Source organism: Roseateles agri, from assembly GCF_034043675.1.
Taxonomy (GTDB): Bacteria; Pseudomonadota; Gammaproteobacteria; order Burkholderiales; family Burkholderiaceae_C; genus KK5.
Genome location: NZ_JAXCLA010000003.1, coordinates 111955 through 124466 on the forward strand (window position 1 = coordinate 111955; position 12512 = coordinate 124466).

Below are 12512 nucleotides of genomic sequence, written 5' to 3' on the forward strand. Positions count from 1 at the left end.
GGGTTTACCCTGTTCCTGAAAGCAGTATGGTAGCGAAGCGGCCCGAAAAGCTCAAGCTGCAACGCCGGCTTTCATGCGGATTCAGAGTAAAGTCAGTAGGCGCACACTATAGAAATTCTCGCCGCTGTTCCGCGAGTTTCGAGCGCCCAAACGAGCTAGTGAGCTGCCACAAACTTTTGTAAAACGGCGGACATGACAAACCCGAACGCACCACAGAGGTGCATTCAGGGTCATCAGTTCGGGCCGGATTCCGGCGTTTCTCAGCGCGCCGCGTTGGCGTCGGCCACCACCAGTGCCGTCATGTTGACGATGCGCCGCACGGTCGCCGACGGGGTCAGCACGTGCACCGGCTTGTCCGCGCCGAGCAGGACCGGACCGATCGCGATGCCGCCACCGGCGGCCGTCTTCAGCAGGTTGTACGAGATGTTGGCGGCGTCGATGTTCGGGAACACCAGCAGGTTCGCCTCGCCGTGCAGCGCCACGTCGGGCACCTGGCCCTTGCGGCACGAAGGATCCAGCGCGGTGTCGCCGTGCATCTCGCCATCGACCTCCAGCCACGGCGCCAGTTGCTGCAGCAGCGCCAGCGTCTCGCGCATCTTGACGGCCGAGGGGCTGTTGCTGGAGCCGAAATTGCTGTGCGAGAGCAGCGCGGCCTTGGGCTTCACGCCGAAGCGCAGCATTTCCTCGGCGGCCATGATCGTGATCTCGGCGAGCTGCTCGGCCGTGGGGTCGTAGTTGACGTGCGTGTCGACCAGGAAGACCTGGCGGTTCGGCAGGATCAGGCCGTTCATGCAGGCATAGGTCTTCACGCCGGGGCGCTTGCCGATGACCTGGTCGATGTACTGCAGGTGCATCGCCGTCGTGCTCCAGGTGCCGCAGAGCATGCCGTCGACCTCGCCCTTGTGCAGCATCATCGAGCCGATCAAGGTCAGGCGGCGGCGCATCTCGATCTTGGCGAGCTGCTGCGTGACACCCTTGCGCGCCGTGATGCGGTGGTAGGTCTGCCAGTAGTCGCGATAGCGCTCGTCGTTCTCGACGTTGACGATGTCGTAGTCCAGGCCTTCCTTCAGGCGCAGGCCGAAGCGCTCGATGCGCTGGGCAATGACGGCCGGCCGGCCGATCAGCGTCGGGCGGGCCAGGCCTTCGTCGACGACGACCTGCACCGCGCGCAGCACGCGTTCTTCCTCACCCTCGGCGTAGGCGACGCGCTTGTTCTGCGCCCGCTTGGCCAAGGTGAAGATCGGCTTCATGGCCGTGCCCGAGGCGTAGACGAAGGTCTGCAGCTTCTCGAGGTAGGCCGCCATGTCGGTGATGGGACGCGCTGCCACGCCGGAGCTCATCGCCGCCAGCGCCACGGCCGGGGCGATCTTCATCATCAGCCGCGGGTCGAAGGGCTTCGGGATCAGGTAGTCGGGACCGAAGCTCAGCGTCGCGCCGGCATAGGCCGCCGCGACAACCTCGCTCTGCTCGGCCTGGGCCAGCTCGGCGATCGCGTGGACCGCGGCGATCTCCATCTCGTCATTGATCGTCGTGGCGCCGCAGTCCAGCGCCCCGCGGAAGATGTACGGGAAGCACAGGACGTTGTTGACCTGGTTCGGGTAGTCGGTGCGGCCGGTGCACATCAGCGCGTCGCTGCGCACCTTCTGCACCTCTTCCGGCGCGATCTCGGGGTTCGGGTTGGCCAGCGCGAAGATCAGCGGCTTGGCGGCCATGTCGGCCACCATCTCCGGCTTCAGCACGCCGCCGGCCGACAGGCCCAGGAACACGTCCGCGCCCTTGATGACCTCGCGCAGCGAGCGCGCCTCGGTCTTCTGCATGAACTGGGCCTTGTCCGGGTCCATCAGCTCGGTGCGACCCGCGTAGACGACGCCGGCCAGGTCGGTCACCCAGATGTTCTCGCGCGGCAGGCCCAGCTTCATCAAGAGGCTCAGGCAGGCCAGCGCGGCGGCGCCGGCACCGGAGGTGACCAGCTTGACGTCCTTGATGTCCTTGCCGACGACCTTCAGGCCGTTCAGCAGGCCCGCGCCGACGACGATGGCCGTGCCGTGCTGGTCATCGTGGAAGACCGGGATCTTCATGCGCTTGCGCAGCTCGCGCTCGACGTAGAAGCAGTCCGGCGCCTTGATGTCTTCAAGGTTGATGCCGCCGAAGGTGGGCTCCAGCGCGGCGATCACGTCCACCAGCTTGTCGAGGTTGTCCTTCTCGTTGATCTCGAGGTCGAACACGTCGATGCCGGCGAACTTCTTGAACAGCACGCCCTTGCCCTCCATCACCGGCTTGGAGGCCAGCGGGCCGATGTCGCCCAGGCCCAGCACCGCGGTGCCGTTGGTGACGACGGCCACCAGGTTGCCGCGCGAGGTGTAGCGGAAGGCGTTGGCCGGATCGGCCACGATCTCCTCGCAGGCGTGCGCCACGCCGGGCGAATAGGCCAGCGCCAGGTCGCGCTGGTTGATCAGTTGCTTGGTCGCCGCGATCGCGATCTTCCCGGGCGTCGGGAACTCGTGGTATTCGAGGGCGGCCTGGCGCAATTCGGCGCGCTTTTCTTCGGAAGTGGACATGAGTCTTTGTCTCTCGCTAGCTGGCTGCATTCCGCAAAAGCGGGCCGCGATTGTAGGAGCCGGCTTCAGTGTCCATCAACGCAGCGACCGAGCGCATACGCGATAGTGCGCATCCGCGCCCGGCGTCACCAAAGCATACTGCGCTGACCTCCTGCACCCGCCCGCCGTGCCACCACGCTCCTTTTACTTTTCAATACTGAATCAACCGCGGCGCTGGCGGCGCGCGCTGCTGTGGGGCGCGCTGGTGGCGTTGCTGCTGGTCGCCCAGTCGCTGCTGGTGGCGCTTTCGCTGAGCTACGAGTCGACGCGTGCGCAGGAGCATGTCGACCAAGTCGCCGCCGAGGTCGCCGCCAGCGCCAAGCAGATCGCCAACCGCGACATGCAGGCGCTGCAGGGCCTGCTCTGGGAAGACCCGCGGCACGAGCGCTGGCTCGACGACGCCACCGAATTGCTGCGCCGCACCCGGCCGCTGCTGCGCATCGAGTACCGCGACGCCGAGCGGCACATCATCCACGCCGCCGACTCGCCCTACGTCTCCCCGCTGTTCAAGCAGATCAGCCGCCAGCAGATGCAGCTGGAGACCGATCTCGCCTGCGTCGCCGCCCAGCGCCAGGGCGCGCAGGTCTACTCGCGCAGCTACTTCGTGCCGCTGCCCGGCGGCGAAGGCCAGGAGGTAGCCGACCTGTGCGTGCCGCAATCGCAGGGCGGGCAGATCCGCGCCTTCGTCGTCGCCACCGTCGGCCTGCGCCAGCTGCTGGAGGACTCAATCACGCCGGAATTGGCGCGCGCCAACGAGCTCAGCTTCGTCGAAGGCGACGGCACGCGCCTGGCACGCGCGGGCCTCACACGCGGCACCGGCATCTACCGCGCCGAGCGCCTGCTGGACCTGCCCGGCCTGAGCCTGCAGCTGCGCGTGGACAGCGCCCGCGGCCGACCGCAGCTGATCCCCAACCTCAGCACGGCACTGGTGCTGGGCCTGTCGCTGGCGCTGTTCGCGGTGGTCGTGCTGCTGGCGCGCGACGTGCGCCGCCGGGCGCTGGCTGAGCACAAGCTGGCCGAGGCGCTGGCCTTCCGCCACGCGATGGAGAACTCGCTCGTTACCGGCCTGCGCGCACGCGACCTCGCCGGCACCATCACCTACGTGAACCCGGCCTTCTGCGCCATCGTCGGCTTCCGCGCCGAGGAGCTTTATGGCCTGGCCGAGCCGCCCTACTGGCCACCCGAACACATCGAGGAATACCGCCGCCGCCACCTGGATCGCAGCCTGCGCGCCGAGGCCGGCCAGGATCCGCGCCAGGGCTTCGAGACCGTGTTCATGCGCAAGACCGGCGAACGCTTCCCGGTGATGATCTTCGAGACCCCGCTGCTCGACGCGCAGGGCGAGCAGACCGGCTGGATGAGCGCCGTGCTCGACGTGTCCGACCAGCGCCGCATGGAAGAGCTGGCGCGCCAGCAGCAGGACCGGCTGCAGGCCACCGCGCGGCTGGCCACCGTGGGCGAAATGGCCTCGCTGCTGAGCCACGAGCTGAACCAGCCGCTGGCCGCCATCGCCAGCTACGCCACCGCCACCTTGAACCTACTGGATCGCGACGGCGACGACCCGCAGACGCCCACGATGGTCCGCGAGGCCACGGCCCGCGTCGCCCAGCAGGCCGAGCGCGCCGGCCGCGTGATCAAGAGCGTGCACGACTTCGTGCGCCGGCGCGACCAGTCGCGCGAGCTGATCGGCGTCGACGCGCTGTTCGACGCCGTCCTGCCGCTGGTGCGCCTGCAGGCCCGCAAGAGCGGCACGCGCATCGACGTCGAGCTGCCCGCCAACGCGCCGCGCCTGCGCTGCGACCGCACGATGGTCGAGCAGGTGCTGCTGAACCTCACCCGCAACGGCATCCAGGCGATGGAGGGCAACACGCCGCTGGGCGACCGCGTGCTGCTGCTGCGCGCCGAAGTCACCGCCGACACGCGTTGGCTGCGCTTCACCGTGCGCGACCACGGCCCGGGCATCCCCGACGCCGTCGCGCAGCGCCTGTTCACGCCCTTCTTCACCACGCGCAGCGAAGGCATGGGCCTGGGCCTCAGCCTGTGCCGCACCGTTGTCGAACAGCATGGCGGCGTGATGGAATTCATCAACCACGACAAAGGCGGCGGCTGCGAATTCCGCTTCACGCTGCCGACGGAGACGACCGGTCCATGAACAGCATCGCCACACCCGAGTTCCAGAGCCGCAACCTGCCGATGGTCTACCTCGTCGACGACGAGGACGTGGTGCGCGACGCGCTGGCCTGGCTCCTGCGCTCGCGTCGCCTGCTGTCCGAGGGCTATGCCAGCGCCGAGGCCTTCGAGGCCATGCTCGACGCCCGCCCCGCCCGCGGCTGGCCCGACGCGCCGAGCTGCCTGCTGCTGGACGTGCGCATGCCCGGCATGAGCGGCCTGGCGCTGTTCGAACGCCTGATCGAACGCGGGCTGGAAAAGGTGCTGCCGGTGATCTTCCTGACCGGCCACGGCGACGTGCCGACGGCCGTGGCCTCGGTCAAGCGCGGCGCCTTCGACTTCGTCGAGAAGCCCTTCTCCGACAACGCCCTGGTCGACCGCGCGCTGCAGGCACTGGCCGCCAGCGACCAGGCGCTCAGCGCACGCAGCACCTCGGACCAACTGAGCCTGCGCCGCAACGAGCTGACCGAGCGCGAACGCGAGGTGATGGCCCTGGTCGTCCAGGGCCTGCCCAACAAGCTGATCGCCGATCAGCTGAACATCAGCGTGCGCACCGTCGAGGTCCACCGCGCGCGGGTGTTCGACAAGATGAACGTGAAGTCGGCGGTGGAGCTGTCGAACCTGCTGCGCGAAAGCTGACGGACGAGCTTCAGCCCGCCAGCGCGGCGCGTTGCGGCCTGGGCTGCGGTGCCATCGGCGGCGCCACGGGTTGATCGTTCAGGCGCAGGAACTTGAAGCCCAGCAGCTGCGGCTTCTTCAGGCCGGCGTCGAGGTTCTTCTGGTCGCGCACCCCCAGGCGGGCGATGAAGGCCTGCAGCGATTCCTCGCGCACCACCGGTTCGGACGAGTGCAGGATGTGCCGCTCGCCGTCCGCGCCCAGCACGATCAGGCCCACGTGCGAGGCAAACGCGCCGCCCGGCTGGCCCGGGTAGCCGGAGATGATGTTGACGAAGTCGCCGTCCTGCAGCTGCCTGGCCACCTCGCCGACGATCTGCTTGGGCACGTAGGCATCGTCCCAGCGCTGCACCGGGATCTCGCGCTCGATCTTGAACTGCTTGCGCAGGAAGGCCTGGCGGTCGATGTTCTGGAAGTAGGGCACGGCACGGGTGCCGGCCATGCGCGCGGTAATGTCCGTCAGCAGCCAGCGGTTGTTGATGTTCCAGTCGGCCTCGGTGTAATGGTTGCGCGTGGCCACGCCGATCACGCCGTCCTTGTAGCGGATGCGCTGCAGCATCCAGAAGAACTCCTCCCAGGACGCGCTCTGCGCCATCGCGTAGATGTGCTCGGAGAAGACGACGCAATCGCTCTTGTCGAGATTGAACAGCGGCTGCGGGTCGAAGGTCTCGTAGGGGAACTCACCCAGCAGGTACAGCTCGTAGGGCTGGCCGATGTTGCGGCGCGCCAGGTCCGCGATGCGCTGGCGCAGCTGCGGCTGGGCCAGTTGCTCGTAGGCCAGGAAGCGGCCCAGCTCGGCCGGCTTCATCTGGTACAGCGGCTTGTTCAGCATCGCCGTCAGCGCGTCGGCATCGATGCCGACGCGGCGTGCGTTGTCGAGCTGGGCAGCGGTGGGTTGCACGGCCGGCGTGGCAGGCACGACTGGCGCTGCGACGGGCTTCGCTTGCTCTGGCGCAGGCGAGGAAGACAGGGGCGTTTGCGCGCAGCCGGCGGCGAGCAGCGCGAAGGACAGGGCGAGGGTGTGAGCTTTCATGGCGGCGGCGATTGTGCCCCGCACACAGCGCTCCGCCTCAGGGTCGGCCGGCGCGCAACGAGATGGGCCAAGTGATCGTGCGCCTGACGCCCGGATCGCCCCAGGCCGCGGCCAGGCGCGGCGCCAGCGCCAGCACCGGATCGACGCCGGTGGCCTGCTGCATCCGCGCAGTGGCGGACCAGCTGCGCACGTAGCCCAGCAGCTCGTTCAAGGTCCACTCGCGCACGATGGCCAGCGGCGGGCTCGGCAGCGGCCGGAAGTCGAAGGCCAGCTCCGCGTAGCCGGTCTCGACATGGCGCCGGCCCGCCGGCCAATAGGGGCCGACGATGCGGTGGTAGAAGTCGCTGACGATGGCGTCGGGCGCCTCGCCTTCGACGCTCAGGATGCCGTAGGTCCAGGCAGCGAACAGGCCGCCGGGCGCGAGCACGCGGTGGACCTCGGCGTAGAACGGCGGCAGGTCGAACCAGTGCAGCGCCTGCGCCACGGTGACGAGGTCGGCCGCGCCGTCCGGCAGGCCGCTGCGCTCGGCCGACGCGGCGCGGTACTCGATGCGTTCGTGCGGCCGGGCCTGGGCGATCTGCTCGGCGCTGAGGTCGGTCGCCAGCACCCGCTCGAAGCGCGCGGCCAGCGCCACCGAAGCCTGGCCGTTGCCGGCCCCGACATCCCAGGCCAGCGCGCGGCGCGCGCACTGCGAGGCCAGCCAGTCGAACAGCGCCTCGGGGTAGCTCGGGCGCGATTGCGCGTACTGGGCGGCAACGGAGGAGAAGTGGTCGGCAGGCATGGCGCGGGATGTCAGATCAGGCCGAACAAAGCCTCCGCCCGCTCGCGCAGGCGGCCGGGTACGCTGCCGGCAAAGGCCACCGCCGCACGCTCGCCGCGCATCCGGCGGAACACGGCCTGCACCTCGTCGGCGCTGACGGCGCGCAGTTCGTCCAGCCACTGCCCCGCATCGCGCAGCCGGCCGAAGCGGAACAGGTCCTGGGCGGCCGCCTCGATCCGGCGCGTGGGCTGCTCCTGCGCGCGCAGCGTGCGCACGATCAGCTGCTGGCGCGCGCGCTCCAGCCCCACCGGATCGATGGCCTCCTCCGCGTGGCGCTGCAGTAGCTCATGCACCGCCTGCAGCAGCTCGTCCGCCTGCTCCGGCGTCGTCGCCGCCTCGACCAGCAGCTGGCCGGTCAGCGGGAAGGCATCGGCCGAGCAGCCCACGTGATAGGCCAGGCCGCGGCGCTCGCGGATCTCGTCCAGCAGCGGCGAACTCATGCCCTCGCCCAGCAGCGCGGCGGCCAGCGCATGCGTCGCCTGGCCCGGCTCGCCGAGCGCCGGCGCCGGGTAGCCCAGCACGATCTGGCACTGGCCGCTGCCGGCCATGCGGCGCTGCTTCAGGCCGCCGAGCCAGGCCGGCGCTGTGACCTCGTTGGGCCTGCCGCCGGGCATCGCGCCGAAGGCCTGTTCCACCGCTGCGACGAAGGCCGGCACGTCGACCGGCCCGGCCGCCGCGACCACCACGTTCGCCGCCGTGTACTGCCGCTGCACATAGGCCAGCAGGTCTTCGCGCGTGAAGCGCTTCAGGTTGGCCCGCTTGCCGATCACCGGCTGGCCGGCCGGATGGGTGAGCCCATAGCAGGCGCGGTCGAACAGCTGGAAGGCCTGGGTGACCGGGTCGTCCTCGAACTCGCCGAACTCCTGCTCGATCACGCGGCGCTCACGCTCCAGCTCGTCGGCCGGGAAGCTCGGCGCCAGCACGAGGTCGGCCAGCATCGCGACGAAGGCCGGCACGTCCTGCGGCAACCCTTCGATGTGGAAGGCCGTGTGGTCCTTGTCGGTGTGTGCGTTGACCTCCGCCCCCAGCCGTTCGGCATCGAGGTTCACCTGCTGGCAGTCGCGCGTGGCCGTGCCCTTGAAGGCCATGTGCTCGACGACGTGGCTGATGCCGTTGAGCCGCGTGGACTCGTGCAGGCTGCCGGTGCGGATGAACACGCTCAGGCTCACGGTGGCGCGCCAGGGCATGTCGATGGCGACGAGGCGCAGGCCGTTGGGCAGGGTGGCGAGATGGGTCGGGGAGGACGACAAGATCGGCAGGCGCGAGGCGAAGCGGGAAGGGCCCCAATTGTCGTGCCTTGTCGAGCCAAGTCCTCTCCTACCGCCCGCGCCGCCGCAGCCGCAGGCGCAGCGGCGCGATCGGCCGCAGCGTGACGTACTGGCGCGGCTGCGGCGCGGGCTCGCCCGGCAGCGCGTGCAGGGTGCAGCGCTGCAGCAGCAGGGCCGCCACCAAGGTCATCTCCAGCATCGCGAAATGCTGGCCGATGCACACCCGCGGCCCCACGCCGAAGGGCATCCAGGCGCTGCGCGGCGCCGTCGCCGGCCCGTCGCCCAGGAAGCGCTCGGGCAGGAAGGCCTCGGGTTGCGGGAACCAGCGCGCATCGCGCTGGATCGTCCAGGGCGTGATGCGCAGCAAGGTGCCCGCCGGCACGGTGCGGCCGGCCAGCGTGAACGGCGCGGCGACGCGGCGCGTCATCAGCGCACCGATGGGCGGGTACAGGCGCATCGCCTCCTTCAGCGTGGCGGCCAGGTACGGCAGGGCGGGCGCATCGGCGGCACCGGGGTCGCGCCCCTGCAGCACGCCGTCGACCTCCTCCCGCGCCCGCGCGACGGCCTCCGGATGGGTGGCGATGAGCCAGCTCCACCACAGCAGCGCGGTGGCGCTGGTCTCGTGGCCGGCCTGGAACATCACCATGCACTGGTCGTGCAGCTCGGCCGGAGCGAGGCCGGCGCCGTCCTCGTCGCGCACGGACAGCAGCATCGCGAGCAGGTCCTCGGCGGCAGCGTCGGGCGCGGCGCGGCGGGCCGCGATCTGGTCGCCGATCAGGCCGTTGAGCACGGCCAGCGCGCGGCGCTTGGTCCGGATGTGCGGCAGCGGCAGCCAGCCCGGCAGCGAGGCGGGCCAGAACATCTCCTGCATGGCCGCGCGCGACAGCACCTGCGTGGCATCGGCCGCCGCCGCTGCCAGCGCAGGCGCCCGGCTGCTGAACAGCGTGCGCATGATGACGTCCATCGTCAGCGCGTTGAACAGCGCCTCCATCGGCCGCACGGCCTCGTCGGCACCGGCCGGCAGTACGGCGTCCAGCGCCTCGCGCGCTGCGGACACCATCAGCGTGGCATAGCCCTCCACGCGCTTGGGCAGGAAGCCGGGCGCCAGCATGCGCCGCTGGCGCTTCCAGGTCTCGCCCTCCGCCACCAGCAGGCCCTGGCCGAAGGTCTGGGAGAAGACCTCGACGCCGCGCTCCCATCGGACCAGCCTGGCCGCGTTGTCGACCAGCGCGGCACGCACGTCGTCCGGGTGGAACAGGTCCCAGGCGCGCTCGAAGCCGACGCGCATCGCGGCCACGTCGCCATGGCTGCGCTGCAGCCCGGTGACGAAGCCGAGGTAGTCGCGGTACATCGCGCGCAGCAGCGGGATGCCCCACCAGCGGTCCGGCGGGCCGGGAGGACTTGACGCGGGATTGAACTCGGAAAGGAGGCTGCTCATGGTCGATCAGCCTAGGCCCGAAGCAGCGCGCCGTCTTGAACGTTCACGACAGCGCGGGCGGCCGCCGCCTGCCTACACTGCCGCCATGGCCCATCTCGCAACGCCGCCGCAAGCCGCGCTCGCGGCGCTCAACCGCGCCAAGGTGCAGCTCTGGCTGCCGCGCTTTTCGCTGAGCCGCTGCGTTCGCGCCGTGGTCACGCGCAGCACGATGGGCATCGGGCGGACCTGGCCCGCGGACTGGCACGACAACCACTTTCCCGCCACGCCGCTGTGCAGCCTGAGCTGGTTCTTCGAAGGCCATGCTGACCTGCTGCGCCCCGGGCTGCCGCCGCAGCGCCTGCCGTCCGTCTACTTCGGCGGGCCGTTCACCCGGCCGACCCAGTCACGCAATGCGCCCGAGGGCCACGGCATGATGCTGATGCTGCTGCCCGACGCGATGCACGCGCTGACCGGCATCGAGCCGGCCGCCTTCGTCAACCGCCTGGTGCCGGCCGAGACCGTGCTGGACTCGTCCTGGCGGGCGATGACCGCCGCCGTGCGCCAGGCCCCGGACGATGCCGCGCGCGTGGCGCTGATCGAGGCCTTCCTCGAACCGCGCTGGCAGGCGCTGCGCCCGGCCGCCGGCGCGCCGGGCCAACTGCTGCTGCAGGACTGGGCGCAAGGCCTGGCGCTGCGTGCTGCCACCTCCGGCATCGGCCGCAGCCTGCGCGCCGCGGAGCGCCGCATCAAGGGCTGGACGGGCCTGCCGATGCGCGAGCTGCGCGGCCTGGGCCGCGCCGAGCAGGCCTTCTTCCGCACGCTGGCTGCCAGCGATGGGCCGGTCCGCTGGGCCGAGGTGGCCGCCGACGCCGGCTATGCCGACCAGTCCCACCTGTGCCGCGAGACCCGCCGCGTCACCGGCTTCGCGCCAGCGGAGCTGCTGCGCCGGATCGAGCAGGACGAGAGTTTCTGGATCTACCGGATCTGGTCCTGACAGAAGCGCAGGCGGCGCAGATGACAATGCCGCCATGGGTGAATTCGATCTGATCGCGCGCTACTTCCAGCGCGATGGCCAAGTGCCTGGCGTAGACGTCGGCATCGGCGACGACTGCGCGGTGCTGACGCCGGGCACGGGCACGCAGTGGCTGGTCTCCAGCGACATGCTGGTCGAGGGCCGGCATTTCCTGTCCACCGTCGAGCCGGCGCGCCTGGGCCACAAGGCCCTGGCGGTGAACCTCAGCGACCTGGCCGCCTGCGGCGCGACGCCGCGCGCCTTCACCTTGGCGCTGGCGCTGCCGCGGGTGGACGAGCGCTTCCTGGCCGGCTTCGCGCAGGGCATGTTCGCGCTGGCTGACGCGCACGGCATCGCGCTGGTGGGCGGCGACACGACGCAGGGGCCGCTGAATATCTGCATCACCGTCTTCGGCGAGGTGCCGAACGGCCAGGCAATCCTGCGCAGCGGCGCGCGGCCGGGCGACGACCTGTACGTGTCCGGCACCACGCTGGGCGATGCACGGCTGGCGCTGGAGGTGTTCCGCGGCACGCTGAGCCTGCCCGGTGAACAGTTCGACTCAGTGCGTCGCGCGATGGAACTGCCGCAGCCACGCGTGGCCCTGGGCCTGGCGCTGCGCGGCATCGCAACGAGCGCGATCGACGTCTCCGACGGCCTGGCCGGCGACCTTGGCCACATCCTGCGGCGCTCCGGCGTCGGCGCCACGCTGGATGCGGACGCGCTACCGAAGAGCGCGGTGCTTGCGGCCCAGCCGGTCGAGGTCCGCCGCGAGATGGGCCTGGCCGGCGGCGACGACTACGAACTGGTCTTCACCGCGCCCGCCTCGGCCCGCGAAGCGGTACAGCGCGCCGCCGAGGCCAGCGCCACGACGGTGACCCGCATCGGCCGCATCGAGGCCGAGCCGGGCCTGCGCCTCGTCGATGCCGGGGGCCAGGCCTTGCCTCTTCGACTCCAGAGCTTCGACCACTTCAAGACCCCATGACCGATCGCGCTCCCATCCGCGCCACCGCGCGCTTCATGTTCGGCCACCCGGCGCGCTGGATCGCGCTGGGCTTCGGCAGCGGGCTGTCGCCAAAGGCGCCTGGCACCGTCGGCACGCTGTGGGGCTGGCTGGTGTTCGCGCTGCTGCAGCGCTACGCGCCGCTGGGCGACCTGCAATGGGCGATGCTGATCGCCGTCGGCACGCTGGTCGGCTGGTGGGCCTGCACCGCCTGCGCGCGGCACATGAACACGCCGGACCCTGGCGCGGTCGTCTGGGACGAGATCCTGGCGATCTGGCTGATCCTGTGGCTCGTCAGCCCGACGGGCTGGCTGGACCAGCTGATCGCCTTCGCGCTGTTCCGCTTCTTCGATGCGTCCAAGATCGGCCCGGTCGGCTGGGCGGATCGCCTGTTCAAGGCCGAGCGCGGCGCGCCGATCGGCTGGGCGCAGGGCTTCGGCATCCTGTTCGACGATTTCGTCGCGGCCGGATGTACGCTGCTCGTCATCGCGCTCTATCGAGCCGCATTCTGAGGAAGACCG

10 protein-coding genes are annotated in these 12512 nt (G+C 70.4%); 5 read left to right on the plus strand and 5 right to left on the minus strand.

Annotated elements, in window-relative coordinates:
• Window positions 1-260: 260 nt before the first annotated feature.
• Window positions 261-2558: an NADP-dependent malic enzyme gene (locus SNE35_RS08610; RefSeq protein WP_320422483.1), complete on the minus strand. Its 2298-nt coding sequence runs from the start codon at window positions 2556-2558 to the stop codon at window positions 261-263.
• A gap of 166 nt (window positions 2559-2724) precedes the next feature.
• Between SNE35_RS08610 and SNE35_RS08615 the strand changes: the two genes are divergently transcribed.
• Window positions 2725-4749 carry a sensor histidine kinase gene (locus SNE35_RS08615; RefSeq protein WP_320422484.1) on the plus strand — a complete coding sequence of 675 codons (2025 nt, stop codon included), beginning with the start codon at window positions 2725-2727 and terminating at the stop codon, window positions 4747-4749.
• Window positions 4746-5405, plus strand: coding sequence for a response regulator transcription factor (locus tag SNE35_RS08620; protein WP_320422485.1), 660 nt, complete (start codon window positions 4746-4748; stop codon window positions 5403-5405). Before SNE35_RS08615 ends, SNE35_RS08620 begins: the two co-directional genes overlap by 4 nt.
• Window positions 5406-5415: 10 nt before the next feature.
• Here SNE35_RS08620 and SNE35_RS08625 read toward each other — a convergent pair whose 3' ends face one another.
• From SNE35_RS08625 to SNE35_RS08640, 4 genes are all read right to left on the minus strand, one after another.
• Window positions 5416-6474: an N-acetylmuramoyl-L-alanine amidase-like domain-containing protein gene (locus SNE35_RS08625; RefSeq protein ID WP_320422486.1), complete on the minus strand. Its 1059-nt coding sequence runs from the start codon at window positions 6472-6474 to the stop codon at window positions 5416-5418.
• 37 nt (window positions 6475-6511) lie between these two features.
• Window positions 6512-7255 (minus strand): class I SAM-dependent methyltransferase, encoded by a 744-nt coding sequence (locus SNE35_RS08630; RefSeq protein WP_320422487.1) that lies wholly within the window; start codon window positions 7253-7255, stop codon window positions 6512-6514.
• An 11-nt stretch (window positions 7256-7266) separates the two neighbouring features.
• The gene (locus SNE35_RS08635) at window positions 7267-8544 is read right to left on the minus strand and encodes a M16 family metallopeptidase (RefSeq protein WP_320422488.1); all 1278 of its coding nucleotides are present in this window, start codon (window positions 8542-8544) and stop codon (window positions 7267-7269) included.
• A gap of 67 nt (window positions 8545-8611) precedes the next feature.
• Window positions 8612-10000: a cytochrome P450 gene (locus SNE35_RS08640; RefSeq protein ID WP_320422489.1), complete on the minus strand. Its 1389-nt coding sequence runs from the start codon at window positions 9998-10000 to the stop codon at window positions 8612-8614.
• Between the two features lie 85 nt (window positions 10001-10085).
• Between SNE35_RS08640 and SNE35_RS08645 the strand changes: the two genes are divergently transcribed.
• From SNE35_RS08645 to SNE35_RS08655, 3 genes are read left to right on the plus strand one after another with little or no spacing between them, the layout of a single operon-like run.
• Window positions 10086-10973: an AraC family transcriptional regulator gene (locus tag SNE35_RS08645; RefSeq protein ID WP_320422490.1), complete on the plus strand. Its 888-nt coding sequence runs from the start codon at window positions 10086-10088 to the stop codon at window positions 10971-10973.
• Between the two features lie 34 nt (window positions 10974-11007).
• Window positions 11008-11973, plus strand: coding sequence for a thiamine-phosphate kinase (thiL, locus tag SNE35_RS08650; RefSeq protein WP_320422491.1), 966 nt, complete (start codon window positions 11008-11010; stop codon window positions 11971-11973).
• Window positions 11970-12503, plus strand: coding sequence for a phosphatidylglycerophosphatase A family protein (locus SNE35_RS08655; protein ID WP_320422492.1), 534 nt, complete (start codon window positions 11970-11972; stop codon window positions 12501-12503). Before thiL ends, SNE35_RS08655 begins: the two co-directional genes overlap by 4 nt.
• Window positions 12504-12512: the final 9 nt, after the last annotated feature.

Coding starts and splice junctions, on each gene's coding strand:
- SNE35_RS08610 (WP_320422483.1), bottom strand. CDS start 2,558: ATGTCCACTTCCGAAGAAAAGCGCGCCGAATTGCGCCAGGCCGCCCTC.
- SNE35_RS08620 (WP_320422485.1), top strand. CDS start 4,746: ATGAACAGCATCGCCACACCCGAGTTCCAGAGCCGCAACCTGCCGATG.
- SNE35_RS08625 (WP_320422486.1), bottom strand. CDS start 6,474: ATGAAAGCTCACACCCTCGCCCTGTCCTTCGCGCTGCTCGCCGCCGGC.
- SNE35_RS08630 (WP_320422487.1), bottom strand. CDS start 7,255: ATGCCTGCCGACCACTTCTCCTCCGTTGCCGCCCAGTACGCGCAATCG.
- SNE35_RS08640 (WP_320422489.1), bottom strand. CDS start 10,000: ATGAGCAGCCTCCTTTCCGAGTTCAATCCCGCGTCAAGTCCTCCCGGC.
- SNE35_RS08645 (WP_320422490.1), top strand. CDS start 10,086: ATGGCCCATCTCGCAACGCCGCCGCAAGCCGCGCTCGCGGCGCTCAAC.
- thiL (WP_320422491.1), top strand. CDS start 11,008: ATGGGTGAATTCGATCTGATCGCGCGCTACTTCCAGCGCGATGGCCAA.
- SNE35_RS08655 (WP_320422492.1), top strand. CDS start 11,970: ATGACCGATCGCGCTCCCATCCGCGCCACCGCGCGCTTCATGTTCGGC.